25 protein-coding genes are annotated in these 21,314 nt (G+C 73.0%); 2 read left to right on the forward strand and 23 right to left on the reverse strand.

The window, feature by feature from the left end:
• Window positions 1-99: 99 nt before the first annotated feature.
• Window positions 100-687 carry a hypothetical protein gene (locus ACY8FT_RS04890; RefSeq protein WP_462417798.1) on the forward strand — a complete coding sequence of 196 codons (588 nt, stop codon included), beginning with the start codon at window positions 100-102 and terminating at the stop codon, window positions 685-687.
• Between the two features lie 4 nt (window positions 688-691).
• Here the strand turns inward: ACY8FT_RS04890 and rlmN are convergent, their stop codons facing one another.
• From rlmN to rpsB, 6 genes are all read right to left on the reverse strand, one after another.
• Window positions 692-1,942, reverse strand: coding sequence for a 23S rRNA (adenine(2503)-C(2))-methyltransferase RlmN (gene rlmN / locus ACY8FT_RS04895; protein WP_462417799.1), 1,251 nt, complete (start codon window positions 1,940-1,942; stop codon window positions 692-694).
• A 33-nt stretch (window positions 1,943-1,975) separates the two neighbouring features.
• Window positions 1,976-2,848 carry a phosphatidate cytidylyltransferase gene (locus ACY8FT_RS04900; RefSeq protein ID WP_462417800.1) on the reverse strand — a complete coding sequence of 291 codons (873 nt, stop codon included), beginning with the start codon at window positions 2,846-2,848 and terminating at the stop codon, window positions 1,976-1,978.
• A gap of 22 nt (window positions 2,849-2,870) precedes the next feature.
• Window positions 2,871-3,431, reverse strand: coding sequence for a ribosome recycling factor (frr, locus tag ACY8FT_RS04905; RefSeq protein ID WP_462417801.1), 561 nt, complete (start codon window positions 3,429-3,431; stop codon window positions 2,871-2,873).
• 45 nt (window positions 3,432-3,476) lie between these two features.
• The gene (gene pyrH, locus ACY8FT_RS04910) at window positions 3,477-4,214 is read right to left on the reverse strand and encodes a UMP kinase (RefSeq protein WP_462417802.1); all 738 of its coding nucleotides are present in this window, start codon (window positions 4,212-4,214) and stop codon (window positions 3,477-3,479) included.
• Window positions 4,215-4,374: 160 nt separating this feature from the next.
• Complete coding sequence (tsf, locus tag ACY8FT_RS04915) at window positions 4,375-5,223, reverse strand: translation elongation factor Ts (protein WP_462417803.1); 849 nt, start codon at window positions 5,221-5,223, stop codon at window positions 4,375-4,377.
• A 49-nt stretch (window positions 5,224-5,272) separates the two neighbouring features.
• Window positions 5,273-6,202, reverse strand: coding sequence for a 30S ribosomal protein S2 (rpsB, locus tag ACY8FT_RS04920; RefSeq protein ID WP_462417804.1), 930 nt, complete (start codon window positions 6,200-6,202; stop codon window positions 5,273-5,275).
• Between the two features lie 361 nt (window positions 6,203-6,563).
• Here rpsB and ACY8FT_RS04925 point away from each other — a divergent pair, with 361 nt between their 5' ends.
• Window positions 6,564-7,391 carry a M23 family metallopeptidase gene (locus ACY8FT_RS04925; RefSeq protein ID WP_462417805.1) on the forward strand — a complete coding sequence of 276 codons (828 nt, stop codon included), beginning with the start codon at window positions 6,564-6,566 and terminating at the stop codon, window positions 7,389-7,391.
• 20 nt (window positions 7,392-7,411) lie between these two features.
• Here the strand turns inward: ACY8FT_RS04925 and ACY8FT_RS04930 are convergent, their stop codons facing one another.
• The 17 genes from ACY8FT_RS04930 to ACY8FT_RS05010 all read right to left on the reverse strand — a co-directional run bounded on the left by ACY8FT_RS04930 (window position 7,412) and on the right by ACY8FT_RS05010 (window position 21,306).
• A complete protein-coding gene (locus tag ACY8FT_RS04930; protein WP_462417806.1) occupies window positions 7,412-8,371 on the reverse strand; it encodes a tyrosine recombinase XerC in 960 nt (319 codons plus the stop codon).
• Between the two features lie 48 nt (window positions 8,372-8,419).
• On the reverse strand, window positions 8,420-9,460 hold the full coding sequence (locus ACY8FT_RS04935) for a zinc-binding dehydrogenase (RefSeq protein ID WP_462418401.1): 1,041 nt from the start codon (window positions 9,458-9,460) through the stop codon (window positions 8,420-8,422).
• 108 nt (window positions 9,461-9,568) lie between these two features.
• Entirely contained in the window at window positions 9,569-10,663 is a 1,095-nt protein-coding gene (dprA, locus tag ACY8FT_RS04940) for a DNA-processing protein DprA (protein WP_462417807.1), read from the reverse strand.
• Window positions 10,660-12,186, reverse strand: coding sequence for a YifB family Mg chelatase-like AAA ATPase (locus tag ACY8FT_RS04945; protein ID WP_462417808.1), 1,527 nt, complete (start codon window positions 12,184-12,186; stop codon window positions 10,660-10,662). Before ACY8FT_RS04945 ends, dprA begins: the two co-directional genes overlap by 4 nt.
• Window positions 12,183-12,545, reverse strand: coding sequence for a YraN family protein (locus tag ACY8FT_RS04950; protein ID WP_462417809.1), 363 nt, complete (start codon window positions 12,543-12,545; stop codon window positions 12,183-12,185). The genes ACY8FT_RS04945 and ACY8FT_RS04950 overlap by 4 nt, the downstream gene beginning before the upstream one ends.
• Window positions 12,546-12,689: 144 nt before the next feature.
• Window positions 12,690-12,995, reverse strand: a complete 306-nt coding sequence (locus tag ACY8FT_RS04955) for a DUF2469 domain-containing protein (RefSeq protein ID WP_462417810.1) — start codon at window positions 12,993-12,995, stop codon at window positions 12,690-12,692.
• A complete protein-coding gene (locus ACY8FT_RS04960) occupies window positions 12,992-13,687 on the reverse strand; it encodes a ribonuclease HII (protein WP_462417811.1) in 696 nt (231 codons plus the stop codon). Before ACY8FT_RS04960 ends, ACY8FT_RS04955 begins: the two co-directional genes overlap by 4 nt.
• Window positions 13,688-13,731: 44 nt before the next feature.
• A complete protein-coding gene (lepB, locus tag ACY8FT_RS04965) occupies window positions 13,732-14,508 on the reverse strand; it encodes a signal peptidase I (RefSeq protein WP_462417812.1) in 777 nt (258 codons plus the stop codon).
• Window positions 14,505-15,002 (reverse strand): signal peptidase I, encoded by a 498-nt coding sequence (gene lepB, locus ACY8FT_RS04970; protein WP_462417813.1) that lies wholly within the window; start codon window positions 15,000-15,002, stop codon window positions 14,505-14,507. The genes lepB (ACY8FT_RS04965) and lepB (ACY8FT_RS04970) overlap by 4 nt, the downstream gene beginning before the upstream one ends.
• Window positions 15,003-15,160: 158 nt before the next feature.
• Complete coding sequence (gene rplS / locus ACY8FT_RS04975; protein ID WP_462417814.1) at window positions 15,161-15,523, reverse strand: 50S ribosomal protein L19; 363 nt, start codon at window positions 15,521-15,523, stop codon at window positions 15,161-15,163.
• A gap of 145 nt (window positions 15,524-15,668) precedes the next feature.
• A complete protein-coding gene (locus tag ACY8FT_RS04980; RefSeq protein ID WP_462417815.1) occupies window positions 15,669-17,177 on the reverse strand; it encodes an alanine/glycine:cation symporter family protein in 1,509 nt (502 codons plus the stop codon).
• A gap of 45 nt (window positions 17,178-17,222) precedes the next feature.
• Window positions 17,223-17,945 carry a tRNA (guanosine(37)-N1)-methyltransferase TrmD gene (gene trmD / locus ACY8FT_RS04985; protein ID WP_462417816.1) on the reverse strand — a complete coding sequence of 241 codons (723 nt, stop codon included), beginning with the start codon at window positions 17,943-17,945 and terminating at the stop codon, window positions 17,223-17,225.
• Window positions 17,945-18,493 (reverse strand): ribosome maturation factor RimM, encoded by a 549-nt coding sequence (rimM, locus tag ACY8FT_RS04990; protein WP_462417817.1) that lies wholly within the window; start codon window positions 18,491-18,493, stop codon window positions 17,945-17,947. The genes trmD and rimM overlap by 1 nt, the downstream gene beginning before the upstream one ends.
• Window positions 18,494-18,585: 92 nt before the next feature.
• Window positions 18,586-18,828: an RNA-binding protein gene (locus tag ACY8FT_RS04995; RefSeq protein WP_462417818.1), complete on the reverse strand. Its 243-nt coding sequence runs from the start codon at window positions 18,826-18,828 to the stop codon at window positions 18,586-18,588.
• 7 nt (window positions 18,829-18,835) lie between these two features.
• Entirely contained in the window at window positions 18,836-19,330 is a 495-nt protein-coding gene (gene rpsP / locus ACY8FT_RS05000; RefSeq protein ID WP_462417819.1) for a 30S ribosomal protein S16, read from the reverse strand.
• A gap of 178 nt (window positions 19,331-19,508) precedes the next feature.
• The gene (locus tag ACY8FT_RS05005) at window positions 19,509-20,213 is read right to left on the reverse strand and encodes a GNAT family N-acetyltransferase (protein ID WP_462417820.1); all 705 of its coding nucleotides are present in this window, start codon (window positions 20,211-20,213) and stop codon (window positions 19,509-19,511) included.
• Window positions 20,206-21,306, reverse strand: coding sequence for an amidohydrolase family protein (locus tag ACY8FT_RS05010; RefSeq protein WP_462417821.1), 1,101 nt, complete (start codon window positions 21,304-21,306; stop codon window positions 20,206-20,208). Before ACY8FT_RS05010 ends, ACY8FT_RS05005 begins: the two co-directional genes overlap by 8 nt.
• Between the last annotated feature and the right edge of the window lie 8 nt (window positions 21,307-21,314).

The following is a 21,314-nucleotide window of genomic DNA, read 5'->3' on the forward strand; positions in this document are numbered from 1 at the left end:
GTGCCAGCCGGCACCCCCGTCCCCGCACACTGGTCCGGGCTCGGCGCCGGTGGGCGCTAGCGTCGCGGGCTGGAGCGGGTGGCGCTCGAGGCGCTGGACATGCGGCCCTTCGCGCAGCGGCTGCTCGCCCTGCCCGCGGCGTGCCTGCGCGGCACCGTGCTGTTCGGCGGCACGGTTCCCGAGGCGGTGCGCGACCACCTGCTGGACGCTGGCGCGACGATCTTCCCACCGCTGCACGACGCCCCGGTGGCCCCCTACCGCGGCAGCACCTACGCACCGACCGAGCTGTACGCAGGCCTGGAGGCCGGCGGCTACGCGGGCACCTCGGACGGACGGGCCCACGCGTGGTTCCGCAACGAGCGGCTGGAGGCCGACCCCTACGCCTCGCTGCTGCGCGCCATCCACGACGACTCGGTGGTCGACGCGCTCGTCGACGAGCTGGAGGGCCACAGCGTGGTCGGGGTGATGGGCGGTCACTCGCCGGACCGTGGCGGTGAGGGCTACGCGGCGGCCGCCCGGCTGGGGCACGCACTGGTCGGCGCCGGGCACCTGGTGCTCACCGGTGGCGGCCCCGGCGCGACGGAGGCCGCCGACCTCGGGGCCCTGGGCAGCGGCCGCGAGATGGGTGACGTGCTGCACCTGGTCGACGACGTCGACCAGGTCGCCGCGCTGCTCGGCAGCGCCTGAGCCCTCAGGCCAGCGAGCCCTCCGGCGCCGCCGCGAGCTGGCCGCAGGCACCGTCGATGTCCGAGCCACGGGTGTCGCGGACCGTGGTCGGGATCCCGGCGGCCCGGAGCCGCTCGACGAACTGCTGCTCCACCCCGGGCCGGGAGGCGGTCCACTTCGAGCCCGGCGTGGGGTTCAGCGGGATCGGGTTCACGTGCACCCAGCCGCGCCCGCGGGCGTTGAGCTTCTCCCCCAGCAGGTCGGCGCGCCATGCCTGGTCGTTCATGTCGCGGATCAGCGCGTACTCGATCGAGACGCGGCGCCCGGTGGTGCGGTAGTAGCGGTGCGCGGCGTCCAGCGCCTCGTCCACGTTCCACCGCTGGTTGATCGGCACCAGCTCGTCGCGCAGCTCGTCGTCCGGTGCGTGCAGGCTGAGCGCCAGGGTGGCCGCGACCCCCTCGGCCGCGAACTTGTCGATGGCCGGCACGAGGCCGACCGTGCTCATGGTCAGGCCGCGTGCGCTCATGCCCAGGCCGTGGGGGGCGGGGTCGACCATCCGCCGCACCGCGTCCACGGCGCGCCGGTAGTTCGCCAGCGCCTCACCCATGCCCATGAAGACCACGTTGTGCACGCGCGAGGGACCGCCGGCCGGCAGCGGGCCCGCATCGGCCTCGTCACCCTCGGCCTCGTTCTCACCGAGCTCCACCTGCCCCTCGGCCAGCGCGGGCGGCGGCTTGAGACCGGGCGCGTCCGGGTCGTTGAGCATCCGGTTGGCGGCCACCAGCTGGCCGACGATCTCCGCGGTCGAGAGGTTGCGCGTCAGCCCCTGCTGGCCGGTGGCGCAGAACGGGCAGTTCATGCCGCACCCGGCCTGGCTGGACAGGCAGAGGGTCACCCGTCGCGGGTAGCGCATGAGCACGGACTCCACCAGCGCGCCGTCGTGGAGCCGCCAGAGGGTCTTGATGGTGGCCCCGTCGTCGGCACGCTGCACGCTCACGGGCGTCAGCAGTCGGGGCATGAGCCCGCGCACCATGTCCTCCCGGCCCTCCTTGGGCAGGTCGGTCATGGCCCCGGGCTCGTCGGTCCAGCGCTCGAAGAAGTGCTTGGACAGCTGGCTGGCCCGGAAGGCGGGCCAGCCGGCCGCGGTCACGGCCTCCTTGCGACCCGCCATGTCCAGGTCGGCCAGGTGCTGCGGGGGCTTGCCCCGACGGGGAGCGGTGAAGGTCAGCTCCCCCGGTCGGGGGGCCTGGGTGGTGGGCTGCGGCAGGTCAGTCATCACCATCATCCTCCCACCCCTCGCGGGGACGGGTCAGACGGCGGGCACGGCCACCGCGAGGATGGCCCAGGTGACCGGGGCGGCCACCAGGAGGGAGTCGAGCCGGTCCATGATCCCGCCGTGACCGGGCAGCAGGTTGCTCATGTCCTTGATGCCGAGGTCGCGCTTCAGGGCGGACTCGGCGAAGTCGCCGACGGTGGCCGCCAGCGCCGCCGCGATCCCGAGTGGGACGCCCACCCAGAGGGGGCCGTCCACCAGCCAGAGCATGGCCGCCACCCCGCCCAGCGCGGCGACGCCGACGGAACCGGCGAAGCCCTCCCAGGACTTCTTGGGACTCAGGTGCGGGGCCATGGGGTGCTTGCCCCACAGGACACCCGTCGCGTACCCGCCGACGTCCGAGCAGGCGACCATGAGCACGAGTGCGAGCACCCGGTCGACCCCGTCGAGGGGCGCGACGAGGAGGACGGCGCAGGCCGCCAGGACCCCCACGTACCCCGTCACCAGGGCCGCGCCGGTCACGTCCGCGATCGCACGCGGCACGCCGGTGGAGGCGGGGTGGAAGGGATCCTCGCGGTCGTCCCGTTGTGGCCGGTAGGCGCGCCAGACCACCTGCAGCGCGACCATCGCCACGGCCGCCGCCGCGGTGCCCGAGCCGCCCGCGAACCAGGTGGCCCAGGCGATCACCATCGGGCCGACCACGGTCGGTACGACCGGCACGCGGATGCCACCGGGCCGGTTCTTCAGCGCCGTCATGAGCTCCCAGGCCGCGACGGCGCCCGCGGCGCCGGCGAGCAGCACGAAACCCTCGCGCCGGATCACCAGGGAGAGGACGATCAGCGACGCGAGGGCGACGGCGACCACGATGGCCGCCGGCAGGTTCCGGCCGGCTCGGGGGGCTGCGGGCACGGGTGCCGTGGGAATCCGGTGCTCAGACCTCGAGGAGCTCGACCTCCTTGGCCTTCAGGATCTCCTCGACCTGGTCGGTGTGCTTCTTGGTGAGGGCCTCGAGCTCCTTCTCACCCCGGTTGCCCTCGTCCTCGCCGATCTCGCCGTCCTTGACCAGCTTGTCGATGGTCTCCTTGGCCGCGCGGCGGATGTTGCGCACCGAGACGCGGGCGTCCTCGCCCTTGGCCTTGGCGAGCTTGATGTACTCCTTGCGGCGCTCCTCGGTGAGGGCCGGCAGGACGCAGCGGATCTGGTTGCCGTCGTTGGACGGGTTCACACCCAGGTCGGACTCGCGCAGCGCCTTCTCGATGGCGGACATGGCCGACTTGTCGAAGGGCTGCACCAGGATCGTGCGGGCCTCGGGCACCTGGAAGGAGGCCAGCTGCTGCAGGGGCGTCGCGGCACCGTAGTAGTCGACCATGATCTTGGAGAACATGCCGGCGTGGGCACGGCCCGTGCGGATGTCCGCCATGTCCTCGTGGGCGACCTCGATGGCCTTGTCCATCTTCTGCTGGGCCTCGGTCAGTGCGTCCTTGACGGTCATGCGCGTCTCCTGTGTGTCGTGGTCCGGTCGGTGCGGTCGGCCGAGTCAGTCGGCCGTGACGATGGTGCCGATTCTCTCACCACGCAGGGCCTGCTCGATGGCACCCTCGCCCTGCATGCCGAAGACCATCATCGGCAGCCGGTTCTCCATGCACAGGGAGAAGGCCGCGGCATCGGCGATGCGGAGCTGCTTGGCCAGCGCCTCGGAGAAGGTGAGGTGCTCGTAGCGCTCGGCCGTCGGGTCCTTCTTGGGGTCGGCGCTGTACACGCCGTCGACGCCGGACTTGCTCATGAGCACCTCGTCGCACTTGATCTCCAGCGCGCGCTGGGCGGCGACCGTGTCCGTCGTGAAGAAGGGCATGCCCGCGCCTGCCCCGAAGATGACCACGCGCCCCTTCTCCAGGTGGCGGATGGCGCGGCGCGGGATGTACGGCTCGGCGACCTGGGTCATCTCGATCGCGCTCTGCACACGGGTGTCGATCCCCTCGGCCTCGAGGAAGTTCTGCAGCGCCAGGCAGTTCATGACCGTGCCGAGCATGCCCATGTAGTCCGCGCGGGTGCGCTCCATGCCCTTGGTCTGCAGCTCGGCGCCGCGGAAGAAGTTGCCGCCACCCACGACGACGGCGACCTGCACGCCGGAGAGCGCAGCACCGGCGATCTGCGCGGCGATGCCCTTGACGACGTCCGGGTCCACCCCGACGGAGCCACCGCCGAAGACCTCCCCGGACATCTTCAACAGCACCCGGCGGGCGCCGGTGGTGCTCTGCTCTGCGGTCGTGCTCATGGGGATGGCCTCCTCGATGACGGTAGGTCGGGGCCGTACGGCCCGGACGATCCTTGCACACCCCCTGCACGAAACGGGGCACGGCTCCACCCCGTGCGGGATGGAGCCGTGCCCCGTGCGTGCGACCGGTCGGCGGGACCGGACCGCGAGCACCCGGTCGTCAGCCTTGGACGTCGGAACCGACCTTGAAGCGCGCGAAGCCCTTCACCTCGGCACCGGCCTCCTCGGCGATCTTCGCCACGGACTTCTTCGGGTCCTTGGCGAACGGCTGGTCAAGCAGCACGTTGTCCTTGAAGAAGGAGTTCACGCGGCCCTCGATGATCTTCGGCAGGGCCTGCTCGGGCTTGCCCTCCTCCTTGGCCGTCTCCTCGGCGATGCGACGCTCGTTCTCCACCACGGTGGGGTCGATCTCGTCGCGGGTGAGGGCGGTCGGGGAGAACGCGGCGGCGTGCATCGCGACGTCGCGGCCGAACTGCTCGTCCGTACCCGTGGTGGCCACCAGCACGCCGATCTGCGCCGGCAGGTCCGGCGAGGTCTTGTGCATGTAGGCCACGACCTGGCCACCCTCGGGGGCGACGAGGCGGGCGAGGTTCCGGATCTCGATCTTCTCGCCGATCTCGGCGTTCGAGGCGTCCAGCAGCTCCTGGACGGTCTGGCCGTCCAGCTGCGAGGACAGCAGGGCCTCGGTGGAGTCGATCTGCTGCTCAGCGGCGTGGGCGAGCACCTTGTCGGCCAGGGCGATGAACTTCTCACCCTTGGCGACGAAGTCGGTCTCGCAGTTGATCTCCATCAGGGTGCCGACACCGTCCGCGGTGTGGGCGGTCACCAGGCCGTTGGAGGCCGAACGCCCCTCGCGCTTGGTGACACCCTTCAGGCCCTTGATGCGCAAGGCCTCCTTGGCGGCCTCGATGTCGCCGTTCGACTCGTCGAGGGCCTTCTTGACGTCCAGCATCCCGGCGCCGGTCTGCTCACGCAGCGCCTTGATGTCAGCAGCGGTGTAGTTCGCCATGAACCTCGGTGCTCCTTCGGGTTGGTGGATCAGCAGTGGGTCGGGTGGTTCAGGCCTGCGGGGACTCGGCGCCGGTCGCACCGTCGGCCGGGGCCTCCGGGGCGTCGGCCTGCTCGGCAGGCTTGCCCTCCTCGGCACCCTGCTCGGGCATGGCGGCGGCCTCGGCCTCGCTGCGGCCCTCGCCGGCGGTGGCCTGGCCGGTGGCGGCCTCGGCGTTGGTGGCCTGGCCCTCGAGGAGCTCGCGCTCCCACTCGGCCATGGGCTCCTCGGCGGCGGCGTTGCCACCACCGGAACGGGCCATCAGGCCCTCGGCCGCGGCGTCGGCGACGATGCGGGTGAGCAGCGACACCGAGCGGATGGCGTCGTCGTTGCCCGGAACCGCGTAGTCGACCTCGTCCGGGTCGCAGTTGGTATCCAGGATCGCGATGACCGGGATGTGGAGCTTGCGGGCCTCGGTGACGGCCAGGTGCTCCTTCTTGGTGTCGACGACCCACACGGCCGACGGCGTGCGGGACATGTCGCGGATGCCGCCCAGGGTGCGGTCCAGCTTGTCCAGCTCGCGCTTGAGGACCAGCAGCTCCTTCTTGGTGCGACCGGAGCCGGCCACGTCGTCGAAGTCGATGGCCTCGAGCTCCTTGAGGCGCTCCAGGCGCTTGTGCACGGTCTGGAAGTTGGTGAGCATGCCGCCGAGCCAGCGGTGGTTCACGTAGGGCATGCCCACGCGGGTGGCCTGCTCCGCGATGGACTCCTGGGCCTGCTTCTTGGTGCCGACGAACAGGATCGTGCCGCCGTGGGCCACGGTCTGCTTGACGAACTCGTAGGCCTCGTTGAGGTAGGTCAGCGACTGCTGCAGGTCGATGATGTAGATGCCGTTGCGCTCCGTCATGATGAAGCGCTTCATCTTGGGGTTCCAGCGACGGGTCTGGTGTCCGAAGTGGACGCCGCTCTCGAGGAGCTGGCGCATGGTGACGACGGCCATGCCGAGGTCTCGCTTTCTGGTGGGTTGCAGTTGTCTCCTGGCCCGGGTGGCGCGTCCCACCCCGACGCCCTCGGGGGCGTCGGGGACCACGGGACGCACGGGTCGGTGACCCGGGCGCGAATTCGTGCTCACCGACGACCCTCGGAACCGTCCTGCGCAGGACGACCCGGCGGTCGACAGATCACACGTGCGTCGGATTCTAGCCCACGACCGAGGGTGCCTCGGCGGGAGTCACCGGACCGCCGGTGGACGGGCGGCTGTCGGTGGACGGGCTGTGTCCGGACTTCACCCGGCGCCACCCGTCCACAGGGGCGGTGGCAGGCGACGGCGCGGAGCGCCCCTCCGGCGGGAGCCTCTGGGCATGGAGATCCCGACCCCTTGTCCCCGCTCCGGCCCGGTGGGTGCCCCGTCCCTCGCCCCGCGCCCACCGGGCACTGCCCCGTCCCGCCGCACCGGCCGGCTGGCCCGTCGCACCGGACAGGTCGGACTGGCCGCGGCACTGGTCCTCGGCCTGACCGCCCCGACGGCCGAGGCAGTGGACACCGACCCGCTGCCGGAGGTCACGACCTCCCGGGACGAGGTCCACGAGATGGCCGTCCCGGAGAACGTGCAGCTGCCCCCACCGATCTGGCTGCCGTGGCAGCACGGGATCCAGCGCGAGGCGGTCAGCCGCCACGCCCCGCAGGCCTGGTCCCTGGCCGACGCGCTGGGCCACGGTGGTGGGCCCCGGGAGCCGCGCCGGTCCCCCACCGCGCGCCTCGGGCTGGATCCGCTGGACTACAAGTGGCCCGTCTGGCCGGTGCGCATCCGCCGCCCGTTCGACCCACCCCGCAAGCGGTGGGGCCGCGGTCACCGCGGGGTGGATCTGGCCACCGCCCCCATGCAGCCGGTGTTCGCGGCGGGCCCCGGGGTGGTCACCTGGAGTGGGACCATCAACTCCGTGGGCTCCCTGTCGGTCACGCACACGCCCCGCCTGCGCACGACCTACCTGCCGCTGACCAGCCGCGTCCCACTGGGCACACCGGTGGTCGCCGGCACCCCCATCGGGCTCGTGGTCCCCGGGCACTGCCTGCCCGCCTGCCTGCACTGGGGGGCCAAGCTCTCGCGGCACTCCTACATCGACCCCACGCTCCTGCCGGAGTTCGAGCCCGAGCTCAAGCCGCGGGACGGGCGGCGGAGCCGTCGCTGACGCCCTCGCCGCGACGGCGGTCAGGCGCGGGGGTGCGCCCTGCTGAAGGCGTCGCGGAGACGCTCGACGGAGACGTGGGTGTAGACCTGCGTGGTGGCCAGGCTCGCGTGGCCCAGCAGCTCCTGGACCGATCGCAGGTCGGCCCCCGCGTCGACCATGTGGGTGGCCGCCGAGTGCCGCAGGCCGTGCGGTCCGACGTCAGGTGCTCCCTCCACCCGGGCGACGGCACGGTGCACCACCCGGCGGACCTCGCGGGCATCGATGCGTCCCCCGCGCACCCCGAGGAAGAGCGCCGTGCCGCTGCGCTCCGTGGCGAGGACCGGGCGACCCTCCTCCAGCCAGGTCTCCAGCGCCTGCAGGGCCGGCCGCCCGAAGGGCACGACGCGCTCCTTGGAGCCCTTGCCCCAGACCCGCACGGTGAGGTCGGCGAAGGACAGCGCGTCCCGGTCGAGGGCCACCAGCTCCCCCACGCGGATGCCGGTCGCGTAGAGCAGCTCGAGCACGGCACGGTCGCGGTGGAGGGCCGCCGTGCGGCGCGGGTCGTGGTCCGTCGGGGCCGGTGTCGTGCCGGAGGCATCGCGGGCGCCCTGCTCCACCGCCGTTCCCGCCTGCTCCACCGCTCGTTCCGCCTGGTCGGCCCGCAGGACCCCCGGCAGCCGGCGATCCACCCGCGGCGAGACGAGCCGTGCCGAGGGGTCGGCCGGCAGCTGTCCGTTCGCGGTGAGCCATCCGAAGAAGGCGCGCTGTGAGGCGGTCCCCCGGGCCAGCGTGGTGCGCGAGAGACCACGTGCCGCACGCTCGGCGGCGAAGCTCCGCAGGTGGGCCAGACCGACCTCGCGCCACGTGGTGATCCCCTGCGCCTCGAGGTGGCTGGCGAGCCCCCGGAGGTCGCCCTGGTAGGCACGCACGGTGTGCTCGGACCGCCCCCGCTCCACGCGGAGGTGCTCGCCGAACGCCTCGACCGCCCGGTCCAGTGACATGACCGTCAGTCCACCACACGTGGAGCCCGTCCCCGCGGTGGGGCGGACTCAGCGGTGGGGGTCGACGACCGTGATGCCCGCTCCCGGTGCCCTGTCGAGGACCGGCAGGAGCTCGGCGGCCTCCTCCAGCCCGACCACGCGCTCGACCAACCGCTGCGGTCGGAGCTCCCCGCGGGCGATGCGGTGCAGCATCGCCGGGTAGTCCGAGGCCGCCATGCCGTGGCTCCCGAGCAGGTCGAGCTCCCAGTCGATCACCCGGTCCATCGGCAGCCGAGGACGGCCCTGCGCGGCCGGGAGGAGCCCCACCTGGACGTGGCGGCCCCGTCGGCGCAGCCCCAGCAGGGCGTCACGGGAGGTGGCCTCGCTGCCGACGGCGTCGAGCGCGACGTGGCTGCCTCCGTCGGTGAGCTCGTGGACTGCTGCCGGGACGTCGCGGTCATCGGCCAGCAGGGTGTGCTCGGCCCCGAGACCGCGTGCGAGGTCGAGTGCTGCGGGGCTGCGGTCCACCGCGACCACCCGGGCACCGACGGCCCGGGCGATCATCACCGCGCTCAGCCCGACCCCACCGGCCCCGACGACGGTCACCCACTCCCCCGCCAGCAACCGGGCCCGCCGGACGACCGCACGGTAGGCGGTGGCGAACCGGCAGCCCAGTCCCGCCGCGGTGCCGAAGTCGACCTCCGGCGGGACCGCGACGAGATTGGTGTCGGCCCCGTGCAGGGCCACGTACTCGGCGAAGGAGCCCCAGTGGGTGAAGCCGGGCTGCTGCTGGTTCGGGCAGACCTGGGCGTCGCCCGACCAGCACCACTCGCAGTGGCCGCACCCGCACACGAAGGGAACGGTCACCCGGTCCCCCACGTGCCAGTTCACGACCCCCTGCCCGACCTCGGTGACCACGCCCGCGAGCTCGTGGCCCGGGACGTGCGGGAACGCGACACCGTCGTCGTGCCCCACCCAGGCGTGCCAGTCGCTGCGGCAGAGCCCGGTCGCCCGCACCTCGACGACCACACCACCGACGGGCGCCACCGGTGGCTCCACCGTGCGGACCTCGGGGCGGGACCGGACCTCGTCCACCACCATCGCGCGCATCAGGTCATTCTCCGACGGCCCACCCCGGTCGTGCATCCGGAGGATGCGCTCGATTCCCGGACGGCCGGGGATCGAGCGCATCCTCCCTCCTCCTCGTCACGATCACGGTCACCGCGAGCGGACCCACCCCCGGTCGGTCTGCTCCGCCCGGCCGGCGAGGGCCAGCATCCCCAGGGCCATCTGCGCCTCCGCCAGGGAGCGCCCACCGGCCCGGGCCACGGCGACGGTCTGCATCGCACGGCGCCCCAGCACGTCCCAGCACCAGCGGTGCTCCGGCTCGACGACGTCCCGCTCCGTCATCGGTCCCTGTGCCTCCGGGGCGAGGTGCTCACCCATGGGGCCGAGCGCCTCGAGCACCTCCTCCGGCGAGGTGACGAGGACCGCCAGGCCGTCCCGCACCACCCGGTGGGTCCCGGCCGAGAGGTCGGAGCGGACCGACCCGGGGACGGCCGCCACCGGGCGCGAGCAGACGTCCGCCCAGCGGGCCGTGGACAGCGAGCCCGAGCGCACACCGGCCTCGACGACGAGCGTCCCTCCGGAGAAGGCGGCGATGAGCCGGTTGCGCGTCAGGAACCGTCCCCGGTGCGGAGCGCACCCCGGGGCCGCCTCGCTCACCAGGGCGCCGGAGGCACCGACCCCGCGCAGCAGGTCGGCGTTGCCGGCCGGGTAGAGCCGGTCCACGCCCCCGGCGAGGAAGGCCACCGTCGTCCCCTCACCGGCGAGGGCGCCACGGTGGGCTGCGGCGTCGATGCCGTACGCCCCACCCGAGACGATCGTGACGCCGTGCCCCACGAGCTCGTGGGACCACTCCCCCGCCACCGAGCAGCCGTAGGGGCTCGCCGCCCGGGCGCCCACGACGGCCACCGAGCGCCGCAGCAGCTCCGCCAGAGGACGCTCACCGCGCGCCCACAGGCAGATCGGCGGGTGCTCGAGACGGTCGGCTCCCTCGGGCCACTCCGGGTCGGAGGGGATGACCGCCCTGATGCCCAGGCGTCCCGCGACGTCCTCCTCGCGGGCCGGGTCCCAGTCGGCCAGGCGCGGCGCGAACCGCCCACCGGCCAGCTCGGGGTCCCGGGTGAGGCGCTCCAGGGCCTCCTGGGGGCCGTGCTCGGCCAACAGGGCGGCGGCCCGCTCGTCACCCGGCTCCGCGAGCCGGCTCCAGGCCGCACGGGCCAGCCTCTCCTCGGTCCAGGATCCGTTCACGACGCCTCCACCCCGCGCAGCACCATGGCGGTGGACACGTCCCCCGCTCCCACCCGGTCGCGCCCCTGCAGGTCCGCCAGCGTGCGCGCCACCCGCAGCACCCGGTCCACCGACCGGGTGCTCAGCGCACCGGCCGCGTGGGCCCGGCGGACCGGGCCGAGGACCTCGGCACCGATCGCGTGCTCACCCCTGCGCAGGACCGCACCGGGCACGTGGGCGTTCAGCGTCCACCCCCTGCCGCGCCAGCGCTCGCGCTGCCGTTCCCGGGCGGCCGCCACCCGCTGGGCCACCGTCCGGGAGCTCTCCGGCTGCGCCGCACCGTCCAGCCAGGCCCCGACCGGGTCCATCTGCACCTGCAGGTCGATGCGGTCCCGCACCGGACCGGAGAGGCGCTTGGCGTAGGTGCGCCGGGCCTGCGGGGTGCACTCGCAGGGGCGCCCGCCGGTGGCCCCGGTGCCCGCGCGGCCGCACGGGCAGGGGTTGGCCGCCAGCACGAGCTGGAAGCGGGCCGGCAGCTCGACCGCGCCCTCCGAGCGCAGCAGCACGACCCGTCCCTCCTCCAGCGGCTGCCGCAGTCCCTCGAGCACGTCGCGCCGCAGCTCCGGGGCCTCGTCAAGGAAGAGCACCCCGTGGCACGCCCGGGAGACCGCACCCGGCCGGGGACGCCCCGCGCCCCCGCCGAGGATCGCGCTCGCCGTCGAGGCGTGGTGCGGCGCGACGAAGGGTGGCGTCCGGGTGAGAGTCACTGGTGCCGCCTCCGTGACCGAGGCGATGGCGGCCACCTCCAGCGCCTCGTCCTCCTCCAGCGGCGGGAGGATGCCGGGCAGCCGCTGCGCGAGCATGGTCTTGCCCGTGCCCGGCGCCCCGTGCAGCAGCAGGTGGTGACCGCCTGCCGCCGCGACCTCCAGCGCCTGCCGCGCCTCCTCCTGGCCCACGACCTCCGAGAGGCACGGCACCGCGGGCTCCGGCTCGGGGTCCGGGAGGTCGTCCGAACACCCCATCGGGCGGCCGTGGGTGACGTAGTCCTCCACCAGCTCGGCGAGCTGCCCGACCGGCAGCACCTCGACACCCGGCACCCGGGACGCCGCGGCCCAGCAGGCCCGTGGGACGACCACGCGCGCGAACCCCTCGGCCCGCGCGGCCACGACCGAGGGCAGGACGCCGGGCACCGGCCGCACCTCCCCGTCGAGACCGAGCTCCCCGAGGTGGACCACCTGCTCGACGGCCGCGGCCGGAACCACCCCGGCCGCGGCGAGGATCGACAACGTGATCGCCAGGTCGTACCCCGTTCCGCGCTTGCGCAGGTCCGCCGGGGAGAGGTTGACGACGACCTTGCGGCAGGGCAGCTGGATGCCCGCGTTCGCCGTCGCGGCACGGATGCGGTCCGGTGCCTGGGCGCAGGCGGCGTCCGGCAGGCCGCCGACGGTGAAGGTGGGCAGCCCGGGGCCCAGGTCGGCCTCCACCTGCACCATCCGGCCGGTCACCCCCACGACCCCCACCGCCCAGGTGCGCCCGAGGGTCATGCCACCGCCCCCGGAACGTGCCGCACGGTCGCTGGCCCGCCTGGCGGGAGCAGCACGCCCAGCACGTCGATGCGCACCTCGGCCCACCGGCCGGGGTGCTCCTGCAGCCAGACGGCCGTCAGCCGACGCAGACGGCGCCGCTGGTCGAGGGAGACCATCTCCACCGGCTCCCCGAAGGTCGTGGTCGAGCGGGTCTTCACCTCGCAGACGACCAGTCGGGAGCCCTGCGCGACCACGAGGTCGAGCTCCCCACGTCCGTGGCGCCAGTTGCGTCCCAGGACGCGGGCGCCCCGGTCCTGCCACCAGCGGGCGGCGATGTCCTCCCCCTGCCGCCCCAGGGCTGTGCGTTCACGAGTCATGGCGCCACCGTGGCCGACCCCGGGCGCACCACGGGCCCCGACCGGGCCGGCCCTGTGGCGGTGCACCCGGCGCTCCCCGGCGAACCACGCTCCCTGTGGGGAGCACCCCACCTGGGGCGGCCCCCCGGCGAGCTGCTCAGGCGCTCACTCGGGCAGCGTGAGCTCCGGCTTCGGCAGCTCCTCGACGTTGACGTCCTTGTAGGTCATCACCCGGACCCGGGAGACGAAGCGGGCCGGCCGGTACACGTCCCAGACCCACGCGTCCGTCAGGTGCACGTCGAACCAGGTGTCACCCGCCTCCCCCATCACCCGCAGGTCCACCTCGTTGGCCAGGTAGAAGCGTCGGTCGGTCTCCACCACGTAGGTGAACAGGCCCACGACGTCGCGGTACTCCTTGTAGAGCGACAGCTCGGCCTCGGCCTCGTACCGCTCCAGGTCGTCCTCGCTCATGCGACCTCCTCGGCACCGTCCGAGCAGACGGTGCCCGGCGCGCTCGTCCCGGGCCGACCCCCGAGCCGCCACGAACGACGGTGGTGGACGCTCGGTCCCGCCTCCGCCAGCGCCAGCCGGTGGTCCCGGGCCCCGTACCCCTTGTTCCGGGCCCAGCCGTAGGCGGCGAGCCCCGGCTCCCTCGCGAGCTCGGCCATGATGCCGTCGCGCTCCACCTTGGCCAGCACGCTGGCCGCGGCCACCGAGGAGCAGCTGCGGTCGGCCTTGACACGGGTCACCACCCGCGGGGTGAGGCCTCCCGGGCCACCGTCCGCCAGCAGCCCCTCGGCCATCGGGTCGGTGAGCCAGTCGTGGTGCCCGTCCAGCAGCACCACGTCGACCGGCAGGGCGACGGCCTCCAGGGCCCGCCGACCGGCCAGGCGCAGGGCCGTCGTGATGCCGTGGGCGTCAATCTCCGCGGGGGTCGCGTGCCCGACGGCCCGGGCGACACCCCAACCGTGCAGCAGCGGCACGAGGGCCTCGCGACGGGACGCGCTGAGATCCTTGGAGTCACGCACCCCCGTCGGCGCGGCCCCCACCGCGTCGTCCACGACGACGACCCCGACGCTGACGGGGCCCGCCAGCGCACCACGGCCGACCTCGTCCATCCCCGCGACGAGGCGGGCGCCCTCCCGCAGGAGCGTGCGCTCCACGCGCAGGGTGGGCGCCGTTCCCGTCCCGGCGCGCCCGCCGGCGGTCACTTCGGGTCGGGGACGGAGTCGAAGACGTCCGAGCCCGGCAGGGTCCCGATGCTGTCGAGCGGCCAGATGACGACGAAGGCCCCACCGGTCACGCGGTCCATCGGCACGGTGCCGTTGAAGCGGGAGTCGCCCGAGTTCGAGCGGTGGTCACCCATGACCCAGAGGTGGTCCTCCGGCACCTTCTCGTCGAACTCGACGAGGCTGGGCGGGTTGCCCGGGTACACGTACGGCTCGTCGATGGCCTTGCCGTTCACCGACACCCGCCCCTCGGCGTCGCAGCACTGCACCCGGTCGCCGGGCAGGCCGATGACGCGCTTGATGAGGTACTCGTCGCCGTCGCCGGGGAGGATCCCGACGAACTGGGCGGCCTCGTGCAGGACGCTCTTGTCCTTCGGCTGGGATCCGAGCCACTGCCCCGGGTCCTGGAAGACGACGATCTCCCCGCGCTCCACCTCGAAGGGGGTGGGCGTCAGCTTGTTCACGAGCAGGCGGTCACCCTCCTGGAGCGTGTTCTCCATGGACCCCGAGGGGATGAAGAAGGCCTGCACCAGGAAGGTCTTGATGAGGAAGGCGAAGAACAGGGCGAGAGCGGCCACCACGACCGTTTCCCGCAGCGCGCTGAGCCATCCCCCGCGCTCCTTCGTGTCCCCCTCGCGGTCCCCCCTGCCCGAGTCCGCTGCCCCCGGTTCCGCGGGGCTCGAGCCGCCGGGCAGGTCGTCGTCCCGCATGGGCTCGGTGCTCTCGTGCGGCATCGCCTGGTCCTCCTGGTTCACGGGGCCCACCGTACGCGGGCCACCACCTCGTCGGAACGCACGACACCACCGCCGGGAGCGGCCAGGTGGGTGCGCGAGTCGTTGGATTGTGCCGCATTGTCGCCGACCACCCACCACTCCCCCGGGCCGAGGAGGACGTCGAAGCGCTGCTCGAGCCCCTCGCCGCCGGGCCCGTGGGGCTCCACCGGTCGCCCGTTCCGGGTCATCGCACCGTCGGTGCAGCAGGAGACGCGGTCACCCGGCTCGCCGACCACCCGCTTGACGACGTGCAGGGCCTCGGCGCCGGCCCGGTGATCGCCCCAGGCCGCGGTAGCGTCGACCACGACCACGTCCCCCACGGCGAGCCCGTCCTCCGCCGACCCGGTGATCCCACCGACCGTGGTGGCCACGACGAGGTCCCCGGCGGAGTGGGTGGGCTCCATCGACGGGCCGCTCACCCGGTAGGTGCGGACCGTGAGCCCCGCCAGCACCGCGACCCCGACGACCAACGCCACCGCGGCCCACCCGAGCCGACGCGTCCAGCGGGCACGCGGGCTCGCAGCACGGTCCGAGGGCACCGGGACACGGACGAGCCGCCCCCGTCGCCGGGACGGGAGCGGCTCGGACACGGTGGGCGAAAGGAGCCCGACGGGGGACGGTGCCCCCGGCGGAATCAGCCCTTGGTCTCGGTGTTGTCGCGCTTCTCGCGGATGCGGGCGGCCTTCCCGCGCAGGTTGCGCAGGTAGTAGAGCTTGGCGCGACGCACGTCACCGCGGGTCACGAGCTCCACCTTCTCGACCACCGGGGAGTGCACCGGGAAGGTGCGCTCCACGCCGATGCCGAAGCTCACCTTGCGGACGGTGTAGGTCTCGCCCACGCCACGGCCGTGGCGGCGGATGACGATGCCCTTGAAGACCTGGGTACGGGTGCGGTTGCCCTCGATGACCTTCACGTGGACGTTCACGGTGTCACCGGCGCGGAACTCCGGGATGTCGTCGCGGAGGCTGGCTGCGTCGACGAAGTCGAGCTTCTGCATGTCGGTTCGCTTTCCGTGGCGTGCTCGCAGGTCACGCACACTGGTCACCACGGGTCTCCCGTGGTCCTGACGTGGATCGGCCGACCGTCGCACCCGGAGCTACTCCCCCCTGCGGCAGGGGCCTGTCGGGCTGGTCGGCGACGGATCAGTTTGCCACAGAGTCGCTCGCTGCCGCCAGTCCGTGCTGGCGCCGGTACTCCTGCGCGTCATGCCAGTCCATGGCGTCCTCCGGCTCCCAGGCGGTGATGCCCTTCCACGAGCCCGGTGCGCGGTCGACCGTGAACGTCGGGCTGACACCGGCGGCGCGCTGCCGGCGGTAGTCCTTCAGCAACCACCCGGCCTTCGGGGAGAGCCACAGCAGCGCCCCGATGGTGAGAAGCGCCAGGAGCGGGAAGAGCATGTCCGCCAGCGTCCACAGCAGGGTGGGCTCGAGCACGCCACCGAGGAAGGTCAGCACCACGAAGGCCACCCCGAACAGCTTGTGGACGGACCGGTTGCGCGTCAGGTAGTGGATGTTGGACTCACCGTAGTAGTAGTCGGCGAGGACCGAGCTGAAGGCGAGCACGAACAGGATGACGCCCAGCGCGACGCCACCCCAGGCCCCGACGGCGTCCACGATGCTGGTGTTGGCCAGCTCCACCCCCTCCTGGGCGGCACCTCCACCCAGACCGGGGTTGGCCGAGAGGACGATGAAGGCCGTGATGGTGCAGACCACCAGGGTGTCCAGGTAGACGCCCAGGGTCTGCGCGAAACCCTGCTTGACCGGGTGCGACACCGAGGCCGACGCAGCGGCGTGGCCGCCCAGACCCATGCCCGCCTCGTTCGAGAACATCGCGCGGCGAACACCCTGCATCACCATGATGCCGAACCCGCCCGCGACGATCTCGCGCACACCGAACGCCTGACCGAAGATCTCGCCGAAGACCTCCGGGATCTGGTTGACGTTCACCACCACGATCACGGCACCGAGCACCAGGTAGAGCCCGGCCATCAGGGGCACGAGCCACTCGGTCACCTGCCCGATCCGCCGCACGCCGCCCAAGACGACGGCAGCGGTCAACCCGGCCACGACGGTGGCGGTGACCCACTTGACACCGGCACCACCGTCACCGGACGCCTGCACGACGGCCTGTGTGACGGTGTTGGCCTGCAGCATGTTGAACGAGATGCCCGCACACACGAGCACCATGAGCGCGAAGACGACACCTCCGAAGCGGGACCCCAGGGCCTTCTCGTACATCACGGCCCCACCGCCGCGGTAGGCGTCCGCGCCCTCGTCCCGCACCTTGTACAGCTGGCCGATGACCGACTCCACGAACGCGGTGGCCCCACCCAGGAGGGCGACCACCCACATCCAGAAGACGGCTCCGGCACCACCCATCGCGATGGCCGTCGCGACGCCGGCGACGTTGGCCGTGCCGATGCGCCCCGCCGCGGAGATGGAGAAGGCTGCCAAGGTCGAGACGCTGCGCGCGTGCCCGTTCTCGTCCTTCAGCGGCGGGTCGAGGAGCGTGCGGAACATCTCCGGCACCATGGTGAGCTGGACGCCGCGCGTGACGGCGGTGAACACCACCCCCGCGATGAGCACCACCGGGACCATGGGGCCCCAGATCCACTCCCCCGCATCGGCCAACCAGGTCTCCAGCGCTTCCATGCGTTCTCCTCCTCGGTGCCCCCGTGCAGGAGCTCGTGACTCAGGTCACGACAGCATGTCAGGGCGCCGCGCCCGGGTCCGGGCGACCCGCTGCTCGTGGCGCCACTTCGCAATCCGATCGTGATGTCCCGAGAGCAGCACGTCCGGCACGCGGTGCCCCCGCCACTCGACCGGCTTGGTGTAGACGGGGTACTCCAGCAGCCCGTCCTCGTGCGACTCCTCCACGAGCGAGGCGGCGTTGCCGATGACCCCGGGCACCAGGCGGGCGACGGCCTCGGTCATGGCCAGCACGGCCACCTCACCGCCATTCAGGACGTAGTCCCCCAGCGAGAGGATGCGCAGGTCCACCCGCTCGGCGTACTCGAGCACGACGCGCTCGTCGATGCCCTCGTAGCGACCGCAGGCGAACACCAACCAGTCGCCGGCGGCCAGCTCGCGCGCGGTGGCCTGGGTGAAGCGGTCGCCACCGGGACCGGGAACGACGAGGACCGGGGTCCGCGTGGGGTCCTGGGACAGCACGTGGTCCAGGGCCTCCCCCCACGGCTCGGGCTTCATCACCATGCCCGCTCCCCCGCCGTAGGGGGTGGCGTCCACGGTGCGGTGCCGGTCGTGGGTGAACGCGCGCAGGTCGTGGGTGTGGACGTCCAGGAGCCCGTCGCGCCGGGCCTTCCCGATGAGGGAGAGGTCCAGCGGTCCGAGGTACTCGGGGAAGATCGAGACGACGTCGATGCGCAGGGCGGCGCGTGCGGAACGGGCGGTGGCGGGCATCAGTCGAGCGGCTCCAGCAGCCCGGCCGGTGCGGTGACGGTGACCTCGCCGCGGTCGAGGTCGACCTCGGGCACGAGCTCCTCGACGAAGGGCACGAGGACGTCGTGACCGGCGGTGGTCGTGATCTCCAGCAGGTCCTGGGCCGGTCGCAGGTGCAGCTCGGCCACGGTCCCCAGCAACTCACCGGCGCCGTCGACGACGGCCAGACCCCGCAGATCCGCGGGGTAGAAGCCGTCCTCCCGGTCGTCGGACTGCTCCGGTGCGACGAGCACGACGCCCCGCAGTGCCTCGGCGGCGTTGCGGTCAGTGGCCTCCTCGAACCCGAGCAGCGTCACCCCCTGGTGCACCCGGCGGCTCGCCACCGTCAGCGGGCCCTCCTCGGCGGGCACGGTCTGCAGTCGCTCCCCCACCGCGAACCGGCTCTCCGGGTCGTCGGTGTGCAGCTGCACGGTCACCTCGCCGCGCAGCGCGTGCGGCTTGCCGATGCGGGCCAGGCGCACCATCCCATCGGGGATGGTGCCGCGCTCCCGGTTGGTGTGCTGGGCCATGTCGTCCTCAGGGGGTCGGTGAATGGGGCCGGACGTGCGTCGTGGCCCGGTACCTGGTGGGGTACCGGGCCACGACGTCCACGAGGGGCCGATCAGGGACGGTCGGTGTCGACGATGTCGACCCGCACCTGCCGGGACTCGCCCGCGACGGCCTGCACGACGGTGCGCAGCGCCCGGGCGGTGCGACCGCTGCGCCCGATCACCCGCCCCAGGTCCTCGGGGTTGACCCGGACCTGGAGGGTCTCGCCACGTCGTCCCTCGACGGACGTCACGTGGACGTCCTCGTCGTGGTCGACGATCCCGCGGACCAGGTGGTCGAGCGCCTCGGTGAGCACGACGGACTCAGCCCTCCTGGGTGTCCGGGGTGTTCTCGGCGGCCTCGTCCTTCGCCTCGTCGGCCTTGTCCGCGGTGGTCTCGGCGACCGGCTCGGCCTGCTCGACGGTCTCCGCCTCCTCGGACTTCTTCTTCTTGGAGGTCGGCGGGGTCGCCGGGGCGTTCTCCGCGTCCTTGAGCGCCTGCTCGAAGAGCTCCTGCTTGGAGGGCTTGGCCTCGGCGGTCTTGTAGGTGGAGGCCTCGCCCTCACCCTTGAACTTCGCCCAGTCGCCGGTGACCTTCAGCAGAGCAGCGACCTGCTCGGTCGGCTGAGCACCGACGCCGAGCCAGTACTGCGCACGCTCGGAGTCGATCTCGATGCGCGAGGGCTCCTCGGTCGGGTGGTACAGGCCGATCTCCTCGATCGCACGGCCATCGCGCTTCTGGCGCGAGTCCATGACGACGACACGGTAGAACGGTGCACGGATCTTGCCCATGCGCTTCAGTCGGATCTTGACTGCCACGTGAGTGGAACTCCTGATTCGTATCGGGTGGGGTCCGGGGGCCATCCGGTGGGGTCACGGCGACGCCCGACGCCCGGGGACTTGCTCCGCGCCGGTGAGAGGGTCCAACGCACAGCGAGTACCGGCCAATGATGCCAGACGCGGCCGCTCCGACCGAATCGGGGTCCGTCCCGTCGGGTCAGCGCCCCGGCGGCGTCCACTCCTCGGCCGTGAGCCCGTGGACCACGTGGTCGCGCCAGGCCTCGCGCCCGTCCGGACCGGGGACGTACAGCATCCGTTCCACGAGCCCCTCCCGGCGGAAGCCGACGTTCTCCAGCACCCGCAGGCTGGGGGCGTTGTCCGACTGCACGTTGGCCTCCACCCGGTGCAGGCCGAACCCGCCCGTGGGTCCCCCACCCGGTCCCGGGTCCGGGGCCACCGGCGTGAAGGCGAGGTCGACCACCAGCGCCAGGGCCCGGGTGAACCACCCGGTCCCCGCCCAGGGGTCCATCGCGTCGTAACCCAGGGCAGCGCTCTGGAACCGGCCCCGTACGGTGTTGTTCACGTCGATCCGGGCGACCACCGGGTGCAGCGGCTCCCCCGCGGCGTCGCGACCGGGGCCGTCGGAGCATCGACCGGCGTCGCGCAGGGCAGCGGCGGCGGCAGCGGGATCGCGCAGTCGCACCAGCACCGTCCGTCGGCTCTCCCCCTGCCTCGCGAGCCGCGCCCGGAAGTCCCCGGGGACCACCGGGCTGTACCGACTGATGCGATCCGCCGAGGCCTCGGTGGCCAGGTCGTACTCGGCCTCGTCCTCGGGGACCAGCGTGGCGGCCACCAGGTCGTCGTCGGTGGCCACCAGTCGGTGGGTGGGCGTGTGGGAGGGCAGGGCGGGTGCGTCACCCACCGTGGCGCACCCCGCGCAGGACGACGTGGGCCGGGTCGGCGAGCGCACGCACATCCTGGCGCGGGTCGCGGTCGTAGACGACGACGTCGGCGCTCGCGCCCTCGACGAGGCCCTCGTGCCCCAGCCACTCGCGGGCGGCCCAGGTCGCCGAGCCGATGGCCTCGGTGGCGTCCATCCCGGCCGACATCATCGCCTCGACCTCCCGGGCGATGAGGCCGTGCGGCAGCTGCCCACCGGCATCGGTCCCGGCGTAGATGCGCACGCCGGCCTCGCGGGCCAGACCGATGGTCTCGAAGCGGCGCTCGAACAGGTCCCGCATGTGCGCGGCGTAGGCCGGGAACTTGGCCTCGCCGGCGGCGGCGAAGTCCGGGAAGTTCTCGATGTTGATGAGCGTGGGGACGATCGCGATGTCCTGCTCGGCGAAGATCCGCACCGTCTCCTCGGTCAGACCCGTCGCGTGCTCGATGCAGTCGGTGCCCGCCGCGGCGAAGTCCAGCAGCGACTGCTCGGCGAAGCAGTGCGCGGTCACGCGGGCACCCTCCTCGTGGGCGGCGGCGATCGCCTCGGTGAGCACGTCCACCGGCCACAGCGGCCGCAGGTCGCCGGCCTCGCGGTCGATCCAGTCGCCCACCAGCTTCACCCAGCCGTCCCCGGCACGGGCCTCCTGCCGGACGTACTCGACCAGCTGGTCCGGCTCGATCTCGTGGGCGAAGTTGCGGATGTAGCGCTTGGGTCGGGCGATGTGGCGACCGGCCCGGATGAGTCGGGGCAGGTCCACGCGCCCGTTGACCCACGAGGTGTCCACCGGCGAACCGGCATCGCGCAGCAGCAGCGCCCCGGCCTCCCGGTCGGTGACCGCGTGCTCCTCGGCCCGCTCCTTCGGCACTCCCCCGTCGGCCTCCAGACCGACGTGACAGTGGGCGTCCACCAGACCGGGCAGGACGAAGCCGCGGAGCTCCTCGGTGGGCAGCGACGACGGGGGCCGCTCGAAGGTGAGGTGGCCGTCGACCACCCACGCCTCGGAGCGGACCTCGTCGGGGCCGCTGATGACCTGCCCGGTGAGGTGGAGGACGGGCTGCTGGGTGGCACTCATGCGTTCAC

Source organism: Kytococcus sp. Marseille-QA3725, from assembly GCF_054950055.1.

Coding starts and splice junctions, on each gene's coding strand:
- ACY8FT_RS04930 (WP_462417806.1), bottom strand. CDS start 8,371: ATGTCACTGGACCGGGCGGTCGAGGCGTTCGGCGAGCACCTCCGCGTG.
- ACY8FT_RS04950 (WP_462417809.1), bottom strand. CDS start 12,545: ATGACTCGTGAACGCACAGCCCTGGGGCGGCAGGGGGAGGACATCGCC.
- rplS (WP_462417814.1), bottom strand. CDS start 15,523: ATGCAGAAGCTCGACTTCGTCGACGCAGCCAGCCTCCGCGACGACATC.
- ACY8FT_RS04945 (WP_462417808.1), bottom strand. CDS start 12,186: ATGACCCTCGGGCGCACCTGGGCGGTGGGGGTCGTGGGGGTGACCGGC.
- rlmN (WP_462417799.1), bottom strand. CDS start 1,942: ATGACTGACCTGCCGCAGCCCACCACCCAGGCCCCCCGACCGGGGGAG.
- ACY8FT_RS04955 (WP_462417810.1), bottom strand. CDS start 12,995: ATGAGCGAGGACGACCTGGAGCGGTACGAGGCCGAGGCCGAGCTGTCG.
- rimM (WP_462417817.1), bottom strand. CDS start 18,493: ATGGCCCAGCACACCAACCGGGAGCGCGGCACCATCCCCGATGGGATG.
- pyrH (WP_462417802.1), bottom strand. CDS start 4,214: ATGAGCACGACCGCAGAGCAGAGCACCACCGGCGCCCGCCGGGTGCTG.
- rpsB (WP_462417804.1), bottom strand. CDS start 6,202: ATGGCCGTCGTCACCATGCGCCAGCTCCTCGAGAGCGGCGTCCACTTC.
- ACY8FT_RS04935 (WP_462418401.1), bottom strand. CDS start 9,460: ATGCGCGCGATGGTGGTGGACGAGGTCCGGTCCCGCCCCGAGGTCCGC.
- ACY8FT_RS04925 (WP_462417805.1), top strand. CDS start 6,564: ATGGAGATCCCGACCCCTTGTCCCCGCTCCGGCCCGGTGGGTGCCCCG.
- ACY8FT_RS04890 (WP_462417798.1), top strand. CDS start 100: ATGCGGCCCTTCGCGCAGCGGCTGCTCGCCCTGCCCGCGGCGTGCCTG.
- tsf (WP_462417803.1), bottom strand. CDS start 5,223: ATGGCGAACTACACCGCTGCTGACATCAAGGCGCTGCGTGAGCAGACC.
- ACY8FT_RS04980 (WP_462417815.1), bottom strand. CDS start 17,177: ATGGAAGCGCTGGAGACCTGGTTGGCCGATGCGGGGGAGTGGATCTGG.
- ACY8FT_RS05010 (WP_462417821.1), bottom strand. CDS start 21,306: ATGAGTGCCACCCAGCAGCCCGTCCTCCACCTCACCGGGCAGGTCATC.
- frr (WP_462417801.1), bottom strand. CDS start 3,431: ATGACCGTCAAGGACGCACTGACCGAGGCCCAGCAGAAGATGGACAAG.
- trmD (WP_462417816.1), bottom strand. CDS start 17,945: ATGCCCGCCACCGCCCGTTCCGCACGCGCCGCCCTGCGCATCGACGTC.